This is a genomic window from Mycobacterium intermedium (assembly GCF_002086275.1).
GTDB classification, from domain to species: domain Bacteria; phylum Actinomycetota; class Actinomycetes; order Mycobacteriales; family Mycobacteriaceae; genus Mycobacterium; species Mycobacterium intermedium.
The window spans coordinates 97995-114534 of the sequence record NZ_MVHT01000009.1; the positions used below are offsets into that span (position 1 = coordinate 97995).

Sequence of the window (16540 nt, forward strand, 5' to 3'; positions counted from 1 at the left end):
ACATGTAGTTACGTGAGCTTCGAAACGCTAAGAGAAGCCCCCGAAACCCCAGAAACAGAGGTTTGTCACCGTGCGACTTAGCTTGTCGTTCACCGGGTTTGGCGGGATCCTGGCCAGCCTGCCGACGGTCCGCGCCGCCGACGAGTGCGGGTTCGACGGCCTCTGGTACGCCGAGCACATCTGCGCACACGACGCGGTGGTGCCGGCGACCGTGTTCCTGCGTGAAACCGAGCGCCTCGAGGTGGTGCTCATGGGCATCAGCGCCGCGGGCCGCCATCCCGGGCTGACGGCCATGGAGCTCGCCTCACTGGCCGAGATCGCGCCGGGCCGGGTGCGCGCCGCGATCGGCACCGGCGTTCCCGACATGATCGCCAAGCTCGGCAAATCGATTGAGAAGCCGGTCAATTCGACGGTTGCGCTGCACCGGGCGCTGTCGACCGCACTGGCCGGCGGCGACCTCACCGCCGACTTCCCGGGGTTTCGGTTCGAGCAGTACAAACTCAACCCGCTGGCCGCTCCCCCGCCGCTGGACATCATGGCGGTCCGTCCCCGCATGGTCGAAGCCGCCGCGCGCTACGCCGACGGCGTCTGCCTGAGCGCCGGGTCCTCCCGGAAATATCTGACCGACACCGTGCGGCGGGTGGAAGCGATTCTCGCCGAGACCGGGCGGCCCCGGGAGAGCTTCCGGATCTCTGCGGTGGTTGCCGCATTCATCACCGACAACACGGCGAAGGCCCGTACGCAGGTTGCCGCGCTGTTGTCCACCTTTGACGCTGCGACCACCGAATACCTTGCCGCGGGGGCGATTCCGGCCGGCGCACTGGTGGATGCGATCGACCGGGGTGGTCCGTTCGAAGCGATCAAGGTGTTCACTCCCGAGGTCGTCGACGCGGTCGCGATGGTCTGTCCGCCCGATGGACTCGCAGACTCGCTGCAGGCGTACGCCGAGACCGGCATCGACGAGATCGCCATCGCGCCGTTCGCGCCGCCCGAGCAGTTGCCTGAGCTGATTCGGCAGCTGTCCGAGTGTCGCCCCCTACTCGCCGCCAAGTCATAGGTAGTCACAGGCAAGCCCTGACCCGAAGGACGGAACCGAGATGACCGACATCAACACCGTGCTGGATCACGACGCTCAGGAGGTGCTGCGGCTGCATCGCGAATTCGTCGATGCGAACGGCCCACTCGACTCGAGCTATCTACGCGACCATGTGACGGCCGTGCCCGACGAGCTGGTCTGGTACAACCTCAACGGCTCGGTGTACATCGGCCAAGACCACATCGCCGCGCTGTGGGACATGCTGTCCGCCGCGATGGGTGGGCAGGCGTTGAGCGCGGACCTGCGCGACGAACGCGTCGAGGTGGTCGGCGACGCGGCCTGGGTCACCTACCTGAGCCGCTATCAGGCCGACTTCGGAAACCTTGGCAGCTTCAACGCCGGCATGCGCGCCACCGAGATCTGGCGCCGGCGCGACGGAAAGTGGGAACTCGTGCACGCCCACTTCTCCACCCACGTGCCCAACCAGATGGGCGGTCGGTGAGATTGGCGCCCGGGAAGTGATTGAGATGGAACGTTTTTCGATACCCGGCCCGGCCGGTACTCTTTCGGGCCTGCGGCGAGTGCAGGACAGCGAAGCCGAACCGGTGGTGTTCATCCACCACATCAACGGCGAAGCCCACCAATGGGCTCCGGTCATGAATCGCATGCACGGACGCACGACCGTCGCCGTGGATCTCCGCGGGCACGGGAACTCCCAACCCGGCACTTCGTACGGCGTCGACGACTACGCCGCCGACGTCGAGGCGGCCATGGACGGGTTGGACATCCACTATGTGCACCTGGTCGGGGCGTCGTTCGGCGCTTCGGTGTGTCTCGCCCTAGCCGCCGAGGCTCCGTACCGGATCCGATCGTTGTCGTTGATCGGCGGCGCACTGACGGTCGCGGACCTGATCGACCCCGAGGCGGTTGCCGCCGAGCTACGCAGCCTCGGAAGCCTGGCGTTCTTTCGGAAAATGGCCGCGGTCAGCTTCGCGCCCGGCACCGACGCCGTCTTGCTGGACGAAGCCGCGCGACTGGCCGCACGCAACGACCCGGCTGTCGCGGAATCGATTCTGCGCGAGGCATTTTCCACCGATGTCACCGAAATCGCCGGGCAAGTGCGCGCACCCGCCCTGGTACTGACGGGCGAACACGATCTCACCTGTCCGCCGGACCGTGCCGCGGCGCTGGCGGACTCGCTCGGTACCAGCTGCCAAGTGCTGGCTGGGCGGGGCCACCTGGCCCACCTCGAGGACCCCGGCCTGATCGCACACCTGATCTCCGAACACCTGCCTTGCACCGATCCAGCAGACGCCTGCCTCGGCCAGTGACGAGCTGACAGTGCACCCGGCCTCATTCGACTATCTGGCGGCCAAGTCCGTCGACGAGGCATGCGCAGCGCTGGCCCGGGACCCTTCGGGGACACGCATTCTCGCCGGCGGCCAGAGCCTGCTCCCGTTGTTGGTTCGGCGGCTTGACCGGCCGCGACGCCTGGTCTGCGTCACCGGCATCACCGGCCTGCACGGGTTGTACGCGACGCCGAGCGGCCTGCAGGTTGGAGCCGCGGTCACCCAACGCTGCGCCGAACAGTACGCCCAGATAGGCGAATTCGGCATCCTGGCGCAAGCGCTCCCCCGGGTCGGCAAGGTGACCACCCGCAATCGCGGCACCATCTGTGGCAGCCTGGCCCACGCCAACCCCGCCGCCGAACTCGGTGTGTGTCTGCTCGCTCTCGGCGGCGAGATCGTCGCCGCCGCCATCGCCGGATGCAAGACCGGATTCCGACGGATTCCCGCGGAAGAGTTCTTTCTCGGTCCGCATCGAACAGCGTTACGGCCCGACGAGTTGCTGCACACGGCGATCTTCCACCGGCCCATGGGCATCGGATTCTTCGACGAGGTCACCCTGCGGGGTGCCGGCGATACCCCGTTGCTCAGCGCCGCGGTCAACGCGCGCATCACCGACGGTGAAGTCGTCGACATTCGCATCGCCGTCGGTGGTGCGGGCCAGGTGCCGGTGCTGGCGGGCCAGCCGGTCACCGCCGCCCTGCGCGGACGGCTCGACGACACCGCCGTGGCGGAGGCCGGCCGCGCCTTCGCCGAAGACCTCGAATTCGACAGCGATGCACACTGTTCCGCGCAGCATCGCCGCAGGCTGGCGAGTCGGGTGATCGCTCGGCTGTTGGCGCGAGTCCGACAGGAGTTGCCGTGACGAGTGACCTGGACATCGAAATGCGGGTGAACGGGCGCACAGTGCGGGCGTGCGTGCCAGCGCGGATGTCGCTCGTCGATTTTCTGCGGGATCGGCTCGGCCTTACCGGCACACACGTCGGCTGCGGCCAGGGGCTGTGCGGCAGCTGCAACGTGCTGATCGATTCGCGCTCCGCGCGAGCATGTTTGACGTTGGCGGTGCAGGCCGCGGACTGTGACGTCGTCACGATCGAAGGTCTGAATCACTCGCCGGGACCGTCGCCCGTGCAGGAATGTCTGGTGCGGCACCGAGCGTTGCAGTGCGGCTTCTGCACGCCGGGGTTTGTCGTGCTACTGGAAGAGTTGCTCGCCGAAGTCGATGCCGGTGCCCGGCCGACGCGAGCGGAGCTGCGTGATCGGCTGGCCGCGTCGCTGTGTCGTTGTACGGGTTACACGCCCATCCTGGCCGCGGCCGAGGAACTGGTCGCCGCCGCGATCGTCGAGCAGAGCCGATGAACCGCCCACGCCACGTCGGCAGATCGGCACCCGGGCTGCACCTGCCCCGGTTGGCCGCGGGTGGCGGCCGCTATCTTGCCGACGAAAGCCTCTCCGGCGAACTGCACTTGGTGATAGTTCGATCCCGTGAGCCGCACGCGTTCATCTCGGTGGACACCGCGCGAGCCGCCGCGGCCCCCGGCGTGCGCGCCGTCCTCGTCGGAGCGGAGGTGCGCGCGGCGACCGACCCGATGGGCATGATGTGGAGCGCGCAGATCCAGCGCGAGGCGCCCACCTGGTGCCTGGCCACGGATCGGGTGCGTTACGTCGGCGAGCCCATCGCCGCCGTCATTGCCGACGACGCCTATCTCGCCGAGGACGCCGCCGAACTCGTCGACGTCTGTTACGAGACTCTGCCGCCCATCGTGGAACCGTCCGCCACCAGCCGGCCGGTGCTGTACGACGATTGGCCCGACAACGTCTTCGGCCGCACCCGCTTTGAAGCCGGCGATGTCGTGGCGGCCCTCGACGGCGCGGCGGTGGTGGTCCGCGGCCGCTACGTCAACGACCGGGTGGCGGGCATGTCGCTGGAGACCCGCGGGGTGCGTGCAGCCTGGGATATCGCCCGGGAGTCGGTCACGGTGTGGACCTCGACGCAGTCGCCGCATCAGGTGAAGGCGTCGCTGGCGGCGACCCTGCGGATCCCCGAAAGCCGGGTCCGGGTGCAGTGTCCCGACCTCGGCGGCGCATTCGGCAACAAGGCGTGCGCCTATATCGAGGAGACACTGGTGGCGTTCGCCGCACGGGCCGTCGGCCGTCCCGTCCGGTGGGTGGAGAGCCGCGCGGAGGCGTTCACCGCCACCGTGCACGGCCGCGGCACGGTGATCGATCTGGAGGTGGGATTCGCTTCCGACGCAACGATATCCGGGATTCGGGCTACCGTGCTGCTGGATTGCGGCGCCACTCCGTACATGGTGGGCCTGGGCACCGGCGTCGTCGCCGCGGCCATGGTCCTGGGCCCGTACCGCGTCGCGGACGCGCTGTCCGAACTGGTGGGCGTGGTCACCAACAAGACACCCATCGGGGCGTACCGCGGATTCGGTATGCCCGAGGCCACTTTCGCGATCGAACGGGCGATGGACGAGGGCGCGCGGCGGCTGGGGATCGATCCGATCGAAATCCGCCGGCGCAACCTGCTGCGTCCCGACGAGTTGCCGTATTGGACCGCGGCAATGATGTGCCTGGACAGCGGACGTTACGGCGAGTTGCTCGACCTGGTCGCCGCCGAGGTTGATTGGGCGCGACTGCAGGATGACCTGGCCGGCGCCCGCGCTGCCGGGCACCTCGTCGGTGCCGGCGTCGCGTGCTATCTGGAGGCCAGCAATTTCGGCCCGTCGCTCACCGCGGCAATGATGGGGATCAACAACGCCGGTCATGATCGAGCCGTAATTCGCATGGACGCTTCGGGATTGGTGACCGTGCTGACCGGCCAGGTGCCGATGGGACAGGGACTCGAGACAGTGCTCGCCCAGATCGCCGCCGACGAGGTGGGCGTCGATCTGGACGCGGTGTCGGTGGTCTACGGAGACACCTTGGCCTGCCCGTACACCGGATACGGCAGCGGCGGCAGCCGGGGCGCCGGCGTCGCCGGATCGTCGGTGATGTTGGCCGCACGCAAGCTTCGTGACCGGCTGCGGGTACTGGCCGCACACCTTTTGGAGGTCGATGTCGCGGACCTGGAGGAAGCGAACGGTCTGTTCAGTAACGGATCCGGGGCCAGCATCTCCCTTCCGGACGTCGCCGCGGCTGCGTACCACGCCAAGGACCTGCCGCCCGACTTCGAGCCGTCCCTGGAAGCGTCGTATACCCACGATCCGCGCGCGTTCGCGTTCTCCTACGGTGCCGCGGCCGCGGTGGTCGACATCGACCGCGACACCGGGACGGTCAGCATTCAGCGACTCGTCTTCGGACACGACTGCGGCGTACAGCTCAACCCGGGCAACGTCGAAGCCCAGATCGTCGGTGGCGTCGCGCAGGGCATTGGCGCGGCCCTCTACGAGAGACTTCCGTACACCGACGACGGCCGGCCGGTGGTGGAGTCACTGTGGGACTACTTCCCCCCGCTGCCGGCCAACGTGCCCCCGGTCGAGCTGGTCCACCTCGAGACGCCGACCCCGTTCTCCCCCAACGGCGCCAAGGGCGTCGGGGAAAGCGGAATCATTCCGGTCCCCGCCGCGCTGGCCAACGCCATCCGGGACGCCCTGAGCACCGAATTCGGCGACGAGCGAGCGTGTTCGGTCGTCGACACCCTGCCGATCACCGCGGAGCGGCTACTCGCCGTCGTGGACCAGATCGCCCCGCCAGTGGATCCAAGGAAGGAGTACACACGTGAAGTACGTGTCACAGGAATGGCTGAGCCGGCAGTGTGAATTGCAGCAGGCCTTCACCCCGCGCCCCGGGGCGTCGGTCCGGGTGCAGTACCGCCTGACCAAGGCACCGGGCGGGGGCGAGATCCGCTACTACGCCGACGTTCAGGACGGCCGCATGGTCGAACAGTCGTTGGGCGACGACCCGTCTGCCGACGGCACCATGGCGGCCTCCTACGCCGACTCGATCGCGATGCTGCGCGGCGAGCTCGCCCCGACGGCGGCTTTCATGGAGGGCCGGGTCAAGGTCACCGGCAACGTCGCCAAGCTGGCCGCGCTGATGCCGCTCACTCAGACCGCCGAGTACAAGAGGCATTACGAACAGCTCTGCGCGGAAACCGAATTCTGACGCGGTGACCTTTTCCCTGCTGGCTCGCGACGCCGCTACGGGACAGCTCGGCGTCGCATCGCAGTCGCACTACCTGGGCGTGGGCTCGGTGGTGACGTGGGCCGAGGCCGGCGTCGGAGTGGTGGCCACGCAAGCGTTCGCGCTGCGCTCCTACGGTCCCCGGGGTCTGGCGCTGATGCGGGCGGGTTTTACGCCGGGCGACGCACTGGACCAGTTGCTCGATGAGGACACCCACCCCGAAGTGCGCCAGGTCGCCTTTCTGGATGCCGAGGGACGCATCGGGATTCACTGCGGACGCCGCTGCGTCGGCGCGTTCGGGGTTGCCGTTGGCGATCAAGCGGTCGCCCTGGGCAACATGCTGGACAACGACGACGTGGTCTCCGCCCTGCTGCGCGGCCACGAGGACGCCGACGGCGATCTTTCCCACCGCCTGGTCGCCGGCTTGACCAACGCGGAGAACGCCGGCGGTGACATTCGCGGCAGCCAGTCCGCGGCGCTGCTGGTGGTCGCCGGCCGTGGTGGCAGCGCCGGTGGCGACGCGCCGTGGGACGGCGTCATCCGCGACTTGCGGGTGGAGGACCACAGCGATCCCGTGGGTGAGCTGTCCCGGCTGGTGAGTTTGAGCGACGGCTTCGATCGGATGTCGCGGGTGGTTTTCGACCCGGACGGCGCCGTGGTCGGTGAACGCCGCTGCGAACAAGGTTTCGGTGCGGGCGCCGGTGAGCTCGCATATGCCGCCCGGGCGCTGGATTCCAATCCAGAGGCGACGTTCTGGTCCGCGGTGCTGCATGCCCGGTGGGGACGAACCGAATCGGCACAACGGCTGTTTTCCGCAGCGTCGCAACTCAATCCGCGCCTGGGGCGGTTCGTGGGACAGCTGGGCGAGGCGGGCATCCTGACACCCGACGAGGTGGCTAGGTTGCGGGACGCCGGTCGATAATCCGTTTCGCCTTGCCCGTCGACCGGTCGACCGCGCCCGGTTGCACCACTTCCACGGTGACACTGACGCCGACGCGGTTCTTGACTTGCCGGGTCAGCTCGTCCGCGGCCACCTGGCATTGCTCAGCGGTGGCCCCGCGGCGACCCTCCACCCGAACGGTGAGCCGGTCGAGCCGTCCCCGGCGGTCGAGAACACACTGGAACTGCGGTGCGAGGGCGCGCTGGGTCAGGATGTGTTCCTCGATCTGACTGGGAAACACGTTCACGCCGCGCAGGATGATCATGTCGTCGCTGCGGCCGGTGATCCGTCGCATGCGCCGCATCGAACGCGCTGTCCCGGGAAGCAGCGTGGTCAGGTCGTGGGTCCGGTACCGGATGACGGGAAACGCCTCTTTGGTCAGTGAGGTGAAGACCAGTTCTCCTTCGACGCCGTCGGGCAGCACCGCCTGGGTATCGGGGTCGATGACCTCGGGGTAGAAGTGGTCCTCCCAGATGTGCAGGCCGTCTTTGGTTTCCACGCATTCCTGGGCGACGCCGGGACCCATGACCTCCGAGAGGCCGTAGATGTCGACCGCGTCGATGTCGCAAGTGCCTTCCAGTTCGGCGCGCATTTCCTCACTCCACGGTTCCGCACCGAAGATTCCGGTCCGCAAGGAGGACGCGCGCGGGTCGATGCCCGCCTCGTACATGGCGTCGACGATGGTCAGCATGTAGGACGGCGTGACCATGATCGCGTCGGGGGCAAAGTCCGCGATCAGCTGAATCTGGCGCTCGGTCATGCCGCCCGATATCGGTATGACGGTGCAGCCGAGCCGCTCGGCGCCGTAATGCAAGCCCATACCGCCGGTGAAAAGTCCGTAGCCGTAAGCGATGTGGACCTTGTCGCCGGGATGCACCCCGGCGGCCCGTAGCGACCTCGCCACCAGGTTGGCCCAGGTTTCCAGGTCGGCGGCGGTGTAGCCGACGACGGTGGGCCGGCCGGTGGTGCCGGACGAGGCGTGCAGGCGCAACACCCGAGACTGCGCGACCGCAAACATCCCGAACGGGTAGTTGGCCCGCAGATCCGCCTTGCCGGTGAACGGGAACAGCGCGAGATCACCCAGTTCCTTCAGGTCGGCAGGATGCACACCGACGGCGTCGAAAGCCGACCGGTAGTGCGCCACATTGTCGTAGGCGTGCTGCAGCGACCACCGCAGTCTGCTCAGCTGCAGCGCTTGGATCTCGTCGCGCGAGGCGTTTTCGATAGGGTCCAAGCCGGGGCGATCGATCAGCTTCGTCATCGCTGATCCTCCGTTTCCGCGCTCATGCGTCGAAATCGAGGGTTACGGTGTCGCTGGTGGGTAGCGACTGACAGGTCAGCACGAAACCGGTTGCCAATTCCGATGTGTCGAGCGCATAGTTGCGGCGCATGTCCACCTCGCCGGCCGTCACCCTGGCCCGGCAGGTGCCACACACCCCGCCCTTGCACGCGAACGGCAGGTCGTCCCGAAAGCGTTGCGCGGCGTCGAGGATCGTGGTGTCGCGCGGCAGGTCGAGTGTGCTCGCGTGGCCGTCGAGCACGATGGTGACCTGACTCCGCGGCCCGGTGCGGCCGGGCTCGGTCCGGCTCACCGGCGCCGGGGCAACCTCTTCGACGAAGAAGAGTTCCCGGTGAATGCGGTCGTCGGGTACTCCGTACTCGCCCAGGACTTGCTGGGCGTCGAGCACCATGCCAAGCGGGCCGCACAGCCAGAAGTGGTCAACGTCGGCCACGGGGACGAACGCATCGAGCAGCCGACGGATCCGTTCGGCATCAAGGCGGCCGCTGAACAAATCCGCCACCCGGTGTTCGCGGGACAGCACGTGGATGAGTTCCAGCCGTGAGCCGTGACGGTCCTTGAGGTCGGCGAGCTCGTCGGCGAACATGACCGAATCAGCGCGTCGGTTTCCGTAGACCATCACTACGTGCGAATTGGGTTGCTGCAGAACCGCAGTGGCGATCGCCAGGATGGGTGTGATCCCCGACCCCGCCGCGATCAGCACATGGCGGCCGCCTTTGCCCGGAGGTGCGACGAAGCTTCCGGACGGGGTTTGCACCTCCACCTCGTCGCCGGGGCGGACGTCGCGGACCAACCAGCCGGAGATGACGCCACCGGGCAGTTCGCGCACGCCGATGCGAAGCGCTCCGCCCGCCGGTGAGCAGATGGAGTAGCAGCGCCGGTGTTCCCTGCCGTCGGCGCTCTTGCGCAGCGTGACCGATTGCCCAGGGCGAAAGGCGAATTCGGACTTCAGAGCGTCGGGGACCGCAAAGGTGACCGCGGCGGCGTCATCGCAGAGCGGTTGCACGGCTGCCACCCGCAGCCGGTGAAAGGACGACGGTTGGAGCGTGGTCACGTCAGATCTCCTTCACCCGCTCGAAGGGCTCGCGACACGACCGGCAGCGGTGCAGCGCCTTGCACGGCGTCGCACCGAACTCGGATACCGGCTCGGTGTCGGCGGATGCGCAGCGCGGGCACGGCACGGCGTGCCGGCGGGTCTTGAGGGTCAGCGGTATCGGCCCCTTGCTGCGGGCGGGCGCCGCCCCCGGCGGGGCGATGCCATGCCGGGCGAGTTTTCGCCGTCCGGTCGCGGTGATCCAATCCGAGCTCCAGGCCGGACTGAGTGTCGTGCGGATCTCCGCGTCGGCAAATCCGGCCGCCGACAGCGCTTTCGCCACATCCGCGCGGATGGCGGACATGGCCGGACAACCGCTGTAGGTCGGCGTGATGGTGACGACGATCCGGCCGTGGCGGCAACACACGTCGCGAAGCACTCCGAGGTCGGCGAGGGTCAGCATGGGCAATTCCGGATCGCGGACTTCGGCGGCGGCTTGCCGGGCAAGCTCCAGGGTGTGGCTGTTCATCCGGTCACCACCGCGCCGAGGGATGTGCGCGGGCAACACATTGCATTTCAGCCAGGAGTTCCACCAAGGCGTCGGTGTGCATGCCGCCGCGGCCGGCGGTCACGCCGTCACGAGTCTCCGGGACCGGTAATGCGGCGGCATCCAACACCTCTGCCAGCACCGCATCGAATTCGGGACGAATCGTGGCCGGGTCCACTCCCGCGCCGGCGGCCGCAATGCGGGCTTCCACCGGGTGGGTGGCGAACAGTTCGGCGACGAACGGCCACACCGTATGCAGCGCCAGCTCGGTGCGGCGGCGGGATTCGGGGGTGCCGAGCGACAACGCGATCAGCCAACGTGCGGCGTAATCGCGATGGTAGGTAACCTCTTTCGCGCCCTTGTCGGCCACGGCGGCCAGCACCGGATCGCTTGACCCGCGCAGCCGTTGTAGCACCGCGAGACGGAACGTGGCGAAGACCAGCAACCTGAACACGGTCACCGCGAAGTCACCGTTGTCCGCCTCGACCAGGCACACGTTGCGGAAATCCCGTCCGTCGCGGAAGAACGCCAGCGCGTCCTCGGCGGGCACCGGGGAACCGCTGGGCAAGACGGGAACGAGACCGGGGTCGGCGGCCGCCGCCCGCGCGAGGAGCAGTCGGGCCTGCCCAAGCAGATCCAGCCCGATATTGGCCAGCGCGACCTCCTCCTCCAATTCGGGTGCGCGGCAGTTCCATTCGGCCAGGCGCTGCGCGGCGATCAGGGCGTCGTCGCCGAGCATCAGGCAGTAGGTGGCCAGATCCGTCCCGTCGATCCCGGCCGGAAAGGTGAGGTCAACCCCGGCCAGCGGGTCGTCGAAGCCCGTCCCGAACGCCCACTGGTCGTGGGTGTCGACGTCGACGAGCCCCGCATACGCCGACTCGTGATCATTCATTCGCCGGTCTCCAACTCAGATGTGCGGAACAGTGTCGGGAATGGCATAAGCCGTTGGGTGGCGATACACCTTGTCGTTGGACGGTGCGAAGAACGACTCCTTCTCGTCCGCAGTGGAGGCGGTGATCGCGGCCGACGGCACCACCCAGATACTGACGCCCTCGTTGCGGCGGGTGTACACATCCCGCGCGTGCCGCAACGCCATGGCGTCGTCCGGTGCGTGTATCGAGCCCACGTGTACGTGGTTCAGGCCGCGCTTGGCGCGCACGAACACCTCGTAGAGCGGCCACGCGGCGTCGACAAAGCCGGTCATCTGTCCTCCCCTGCGATCCGTCGCGCGTGGGCGAGGGCGGCCTCTCGCACCCACGCGCCGTCGTCATGCGCGGCCTTGCGGGTGGCCAGTCGTTCGGCGTTGCAGGGCCCGTTACCGCCGATGACGGCGAAGAATTCCGACCAGTCGGGAGCACCGAAGTCGTAGCAGCCGCGCCCCTCGTTCCAGGCCAGGTCCGGGTCGGGAAGGTGTACCCCCAGCACCTCGGCCTGGGGCACCGTCATGTCGACAAATCGTTGCCTCAGTTCGTCATTGGTGTGGCGTTTGATCCCCCAAGCCATGGATTGCTCGGTGTTGGGTGATTGGTCGTCGGGCGGGCCGAACATCATCAGCGTGGGCCACCACCATCGGTCGACGGCGTCTTGCACCATGGCCCGCTGGGCATCGGTCCCGCGCATCATGGTCAGCAGCAGTTCGAAACCCTGCCGCTGATGAAACGACTCTTCCTTGCACACCCGGATCATGGCGCGGGCATAGGGACCGTAGGAACTGCGGCACAGCGGCACCTGGTTGCAGATCGCCGCGCCATCGACCAACCACCCGATCACCCCGACGTCGGCGAAGCTCAGGGTCGGGTAGTTGAAGATCGACGAGTACTTTTGTTGGCCCGCAATCAGCTTCGCGGTCAGCTCCGACCGGTCTACCCCGAGCGTCTCGGCCGCGGAGTACAGGTAGATCCCATGGCCGGCCTCGTCCTGGACCTTGGCCATCAGGATCGCCTTACGGCGCAACGAAGGCGCCCGGGTCAGCCAGGAGCCTTCCGGCTGCATGCCGATGATCTCCGAATGCGCATGCTGGCTGATCTGTCGGATCAGTGTGCTGCGATATCCGTCCGGCATGGGGTCTCGCGGCTCGACCCGCTCTCCGACTGCAGTGGATGCCACGGGGTCAGCGACCCACGAACGTCGGACGCTGCTTGGCCACGAAGGCTTCCACCGCGGTGGAGTGATCGATCGAGGCACCGAGCCGTCGCTGCGCTTCGGCTTCCCGGTCCAGAACATCGCCGAGCTCAGCGCCGGCGTTGCCGGCGAGGAGTTGTTTGACGGCCTTGAACGCGGCGGTCGGGCCGGCGGCCAGCCGGCCTGCCAGCGCGGCGGTTTCGGCGGCGAGATCGGCGTCTGGCACCACGCGGTGCACCACTCCCCACGCGTGGGCCGTGTCGGCGTCGATGGTGTCGCCGAGCAGTAACAAACCGGTCGCGCGGCCCCGGCCGACCAATCGAGGCAACGACGCGCTCAGCCCGGAGTCGCTGGCCAGCCCGATGCCGCAGAACGCGGTGCCGAACTTGGCGCCGCGTGCGGCGACGCGGATGTCGGCCGCCAGCGCAATCCCGAGTCCGGCACCGACGCAGGCGCCATTGATGCCCACCACGACGGGGACCTCAATCGCGGTCAACGCCAACACGATCGGGTTGTAGTGCTCGGCCACGGTGTTCATGGCGTGCGCAGGATCGGCACGTAGCCCCGCAACATGCTCGGCCAGGTCTTGGCCGACACAGAAGTTTCGACCCGAGGCGGTCAGCGTCACCGCTCGCACCGCAGGATCGGAGCCCGCCCGCGTCAACGCCGCCAGGAGTTCCTCCTTCAGCTCGCGGTTCAGGGCGTTGGAGGCTCCGGGACGATCCAACACGATGGCGGCGACGCCGCCGTCGACCGCGTAGCTGATCGTCGTGTGTCCGGTGATGTGCGTAGTCATGTCGGCCACATTAACCGACCATTCGTTCGGTAATCAAGGCGGCACGACTCACCCGCGGCGAGTGTGCACCGCCGCGCAGTGCCGTGATGCGATGATGGTGTCCATGGCTGCCCCGCCTGCGCGCTCGACCGGTCGAGTCGGTCGACCCGGCTACGACCTCGACACACTGCTGTCCGTCGCGGTTTCGGTGTTCAACCAGCGCGGCTATGACGGCACCAGCATGGAGCACCTGGCCGCCCGCCTGGGCATCAGCAAATCCTCGATCTATCACCACGTGCGCGGCAAGTCCGAACTGTTGCAGTTGGCGGTCAATCGGGCGCTGGACGCCTTGTTCGCGGCGACCAAAGAACCCCAGGCAACCACCGGACCGGCCATCGATCGGCTGGAACACCTTGTGCGGCGCAGCATTCACGTCCTGGTCGAGCAACTGCCGTATGTCACGGTGTTGCTCAGGATCCGGGGCAACACGCCCGTCGAGCGTCGCGCGCTCGCCCGCCGGCGCGAGTTCGACCACATCGTCGGCCAGTTGGTCCAGCAAGCCTGCGATGAAGGCAGCGTGCGCCCCGACATCGACCCGATGCTGACCAGTCGCCTCATCTTCGGCACGGTGAACTCGCTGATCGAGTGGTACCGGCCATCCCGCGATCTCGACGCCGACCAACTGGCCGACTCCGTCGTCAACGTGCTCTTCGACGGCCTGCGCATCGACCCCTCTTGACGGCGACCGACCACGACTGCCAAAGTTGCAGCGATTAATAACCGAACGAATGGACGGTTGGTAATGCTACAAAGTTTCGTATCCGGTCGGTGGACCTCGGCCGATGACGCTGGCATCCCGCTCACCGACGCGAGCACCGGGGTGGAGGTGGCGCGGTACTCCACCGAGGGGTTGGACTATGCCGCGGCCGTCGGCTACGCCCGTCGGGTCGGCGGGCCGGCGCTGCGTGCGCTCACCTTCCCCGAGCGCGCCAGCTGCCTCAAGGCCCTGGGCAAGCTGTTGATGGCCGGCAAGGACGAGTTCTACCCGTTGTCCTTCGCCACCGGCGCCACTCGGCGCGACTCCGCCGTCGACATCGACGGCGGGATCGGAACCCTGCTCAGCTACGCCGGCAAGGCCGTTCGAGAACTGCCGAATGACACCATCTACCTCGACGGTACGACCGAAAGCATAGGTCGTGCAGGAACTTTCGTCGCACAGCACATCTACAGCTCGCGCCCCGGTGTTGCGGTGCAGATCAACGCCTTCAATTTCCCGGTCTGGGGCATGCTGGAAAAGCTGGCACCCGCGTTCCTCGCCGGCGTGCCGACGATCGTCAAGCCGGCCCACCAAACGTCGTATCTCACCGAGCAATTGGTGCGGCGCATCATCGAATCCGGGCTGTTGCCCGAAGGCGCGTTGCAACTCGCCTGCGCCCACCCGCACGGACTGCTCGACGAACTCGACGAGCACGATCTGGTCGCGTTCACCGGTTCGGCTGCCACCGCGGCCCGGCTTCGCGTACACCCCAACCTCGTCGACAACGGGGTGCGGTTCAACGCCGAAGCCGATTCCCTGAACTGCTCCATACTGGGGCCCGACGCCACCCCCGGCACCCCCGAATTCGAGCTCTACGTCAAGCAACTCGTCACGGAGATGACCGTCAAGGCCGGTCAGAAATGTACGGCGATCCGCCGGGCGTTGGTGCCGCGGGACCTCGTCGCCGACGTCGTGGACGCCACGGCCGCCCGCCTCGCCGCCGTCGTCGTAGGCCACCCCGAAGCCGAGGGCGTGACCATGGGCGCCTTGGCCAGCATCGCCCAACGGGACGAGGTGCTACGGGCGCTGAAATTCCTCACCGACGCCGCGACTTTGGTCAGCGGCGACCCGGACAACTTCCCGGTGCGCGGCGCGGACGCGGGCAGCGGCGCCTTCCTGCCCCCACTGCTGCTGCGCGTCGACGACAATTCCGTCGCCGCGCCACACGATGTCGAGGCGTTCGGCCCGGTGAGCACCGTCATCGGATACCACGACCTCGACGAAGCGGTACGCCTGGCCGCGCGCGGCCGGGGCAGCCTGGTCGGTTCGGTGGTGACCCACGACCCCGAGATCGCCCGTCGCCTCGTCCTGGATCTCGCGCCCTATCACGGCCGCATCCTCGTGCTGGACCGCGACGACGCAAAGGAGTCCACCGGTCACGGCTCCCCGTTGCCCACCTTGGTTCACGGCGGTCCGGGCCGCGCCGGCGGCGGCGAGGAACTCGGCGGAATACGCGGGGTGCTGCACCACATGCAGCGCACCGCGGTGCAAGCGTCGCCGGACATGCTGACCGCCATCACGGGACGCTGGACGACAGGAGCGGCCCGTGACACCGACGGCCTACACCCGTTCCGCAAACATCTCGAGGAACTTCGGATCGGCGATACCGTCATCGGCGGACCCCGCACGGTCACCCTGGAGGACATCTCGCACTTCGCCGAGTTCACGGGTGACACGTTCTACGCGCACACCGATCCCGTTGCCGCAGCCGGCAATCCGCTGTTCGGTGGCATCGTGGCACACGGCTACCTGGTGGTGTCACTGGCGGCCGGACTTTTCGTCGAACCCAACCCGGGTCCCGTATTGGCCAACTTCGGTGTCGACGGCTTGCGCTTCCTGACCCCGGTGAAGGCCGGTGACGCCCTCACGGTCACGCTCACCGTCAAACAACTGACCCCGCGCCTGTCCGCCGACTACGGCGAAGTCCGCTGGGACGCCGTGGTGACCAACCAGGACGGCGCCCCGGTGGCGACGTACGACGTCCTGACGCTGGTTGCCAAACTGCCGGCGAACACCGAGGGGCGCTGATGTTCCGGATCACCGTGCAGTACGGACAGCCCGCCGACCCGGCGGCCTTCGACGAGCACTACCAGAGCACTCACATTCCGCTGACACTGAAAGTGCCTGGCTTGGTTCGCTTCACCACCGGACGGCCGCGCCCGCTCGGCCGCGACGTGCCCGCCCCGCCCTACCTGGTGGCCGACTTGTGGTTCGAGACCGCGGAATCCCTCAAGGCCGCGCTCAAGTCCGACGAGATGCGTTCGGCCAGTGCGGATGTCGCGAACTTCGCAACCGGCGGCGCCACGTTGTACAGCCAGGAAGAGGTGCTCGTCCGCGGTCACCAGGATGTCGACCGTAATTGACTCTCGCGTCGTAATTTTCGGGATTGCCGAAAACCGCCCGTAATGCAGCTCTAGCCCGGATTTTTCGTGAAACGTTGTGAGTTTCGGGGTGTAGATATGCGAAAGTGCCTGTCCTGCAAGGAATAATTGGA

General features: G+C 67.5%; 18 protein-coding genes. 11 read left to right on the plus strand and 7 right to left on the minus strand.

All coding sequences use genetic code 11. The features are described 5' to 3' along the window. Positions 1-70: 70 nt before the first annotated feature. Genes BST27_RS05655 through BST27_RS05690 form a run of 8 tightly spaced genes read left to right on the plus strand, consistent with a single transcriptional unit; the run spans position 71 to position 7435 of the window. The gene (locus tag BST27_RS05655) at positions 71-1057 is read left to right on the plus strand and encodes an LLM class flavin-dependent oxidoreductase (RefSeq protein ID WP_079220120.1); all 987 of its coding nucleotides are present in this window, start codon (positions 71-73) and stop codon (positions 1055-1057) included. Between the two features lie 40 nt (positions 1058-1097). Next, complete coding sequence (locus BST27_RS05660; RefSeq protein WP_069422043.1) at positions 1098-1538, plus strand: YybH family protein; 441 nt, start codon at positions 1098-1100, stop codon at positions 1536-1538. Between the two features lie 25 nt (positions 1539-1563). Next, positions 1564-2367, plus strand: a complete 804-nt coding sequence (locus BST27_RS05665) for an alpha/beta fold hydrolase (protein WP_069422044.1) — start codon at positions 1564-1566, stop codon at positions 2365-2367. Positions 2368-2377: 10 nt separating this feature from the next. Next, positions 2378-3247: an FAD binding domain-containing protein gene (locus BST27_RS05670; RefSeq protein ID WP_069422045.1), complete on the plus strand. Its 870-nt coding sequence runs from the start codon at positions 2378-2380 to the stop codon at positions 3245-3247. Then, positions 3244-3741 (plus strand): (2Fe-2S)-binding protein, encoded by a 498-nt coding sequence (locus tag BST27_RS05675; protein ID WP_232007433.1) that lies wholly within the window; start codon positions 3244-3246, stop codon positions 3739-3741. Before BST27_RS05670 ends, BST27_RS05675 begins: the two co-directional genes overlap by 4 nt. Beyond that, on the plus strand, positions 3738-6149 hold the full coding sequence (locus BST27_RS05680; RefSeq protein ID WP_069422046.1) for a xanthine dehydrogenase family protein molybdopterin-binding subunit: 2412 nt from the start codon (positions 3738-3740) through the stop codon (positions 6147-6149). The genes BST27_RS05675 and BST27_RS05680 overlap by 4 nt, the downstream gene beginning before the upstream one ends. Beyond that, positions 6109-6495 carry an SCP2 sterol-binding domain-containing protein gene (locus tag BST27_RS05685; RefSeq protein ID WP_069422047.1) on the plus strand — a complete coding sequence of 129 codons (387 nt, stop codon included), beginning with the start codon at positions 6109-6111 and terminating at the stop codon, positions 6493-6495. The genes BST27_RS05680 and BST27_RS05685 overlap by 41 nt, the downstream gene beginning before the upstream one ends. A gap of 4 nt (positions 6496-6499) precedes the next feature. Beyond that, positions 6500-7435: a DUF1028 domain-containing protein gene (locus BST27_RS05690; protein WP_069422048.1), complete on the plus strand. Its 936-nt coding sequence runs from the start codon at positions 6500-6502 to the stop codon at positions 7433-7435. On the opposite strand, the gene paaK is transcribed toward BST27_RS05690, so the two are convergent. From paaK to BST27_RS05725, 7 genes are read right to left on the minus strand one after another with little or no spacing between them, the layout of a single operon-like run. Next, complete coding sequence (gene paaK, locus BST27_RS05695) at positions 7410-8714, minus strand: phenylacetate--CoA ligase PaaK (protein ID WP_069422049.1); 1305 nt, start codon at positions 8712-8714, stop codon at positions 7410-7412. The two genes, BST27_RS05690 and paaK, sit on opposite strands and share 26 nt — an antisense overlap. A gap of 22 nt (positions 8715-8736) precedes the next feature. Next, positions 8737-9807 (minus strand): 1,2-phenylacetyl-CoA epoxidase subunit PaaE, encoded by a 1071-nt coding sequence (gene paaE / locus BST27_RS05700; RefSeq protein ID WP_069422050.1) that lies wholly within the window; start codon positions 9805-9807, stop codon positions 8737-8739. A 1-nt stretch (position 9808) separates the two neighbouring features. Continuing rightward, positions 9809-10315 (minus strand): 1,2-phenylacetyl-CoA epoxidase subunit PaaD, encoded by a 507-nt coding sequence (gene paaD / locus BST27_RS05705; RefSeq protein ID WP_069422051.1) that lies wholly within the window; start codon positions 10313-10315, stop codon positions 9809-9811. Between the two features lie 4 nt (positions 10316-10319). Then, positions 10320-11225 carry a 1,2-phenylacetyl-CoA epoxidase subunit PaaC gene (paaC, locus tag BST27_RS05710; protein WP_069422052.1) on the minus strand — a complete coding sequence of 302 codons (906 nt, stop codon included), beginning with the start codon at positions 11223-11225 and terminating at the stop codon, positions 10320-10322. A gap of 15 nt (positions 11226-11240) precedes the next feature. Further along, entirely contained in the window at positions 11241-11537 is a 297-nt protein-coding gene (paaB, locus tag BST27_RS05715) for a 1,2-phenylacetyl-CoA epoxidase subunit PaaB (protein WP_069422053.1), read from the minus strand. Next, positions 11534-12439, minus strand: a complete 906-nt coding sequence (gene paaA, locus BST27_RS05720; protein ID WP_069422054.1) for a 1,2-phenylacetyl-CoA epoxidase subunit PaaA — start codon at positions 12437-12439, stop codon at positions 11534-11536. The genes paaB and paaA overlap by 4 nt, the downstream gene beginning before the upstream one ends. A 4-nt stretch (positions 12440-12443) precedes the next feature. Beyond that, on the minus strand, positions 12444-13250 hold the full coding sequence (locus tag BST27_RS05725) for an enoyl-CoA hydratase-related protein (RefSeq protein ID WP_069422055.1): 807 nt from the start codon (positions 13248-13250) through the stop codon (positions 12444-12446). Between the two features lie 103 nt (positions 13251-13353). Here BST27_RS05725 and BST27_RS05730 point away from each other — a divergent pair, with 103 nt between their 5' ends. From BST27_RS05730 to BST27_RS05740, 3 genes are all read left to right on the plus strand, one after another. Then, positions 13354-13968, plus strand: a complete 615-nt coding sequence (locus tag BST27_RS05730) for a TetR/AcrR family transcriptional regulator (protein WP_069422061.1) — start codon at positions 13354-13356, stop codon at positions 13966-13968. 63 nt (positions 13969-14031) lie between these two features. Beyond that, on the plus strand, positions 14032-16074 hold the full coding sequence (gene paaZ / locus BST27_RS05735) for a phenylacetic acid degradation bifunctional protein PaaZ (RefSeq protein WP_069422056.1): 2043 nt from the start codon (positions 14032-14034) through the stop codon (positions 16072-16074). After that, positions 16074-16409, plus strand: a complete 336-nt coding sequence (locus BST27_RS05740) for an EthD family reductase (RefSeq protein WP_069422057.1) — start codon at positions 16074-16076, stop codon at positions 16407-16409. Before paaZ ends, BST27_RS05740 begins: the two co-directional genes overlap by 1 nt. Positions 16410-16540 lie beyond the last annotated feature (131 nt).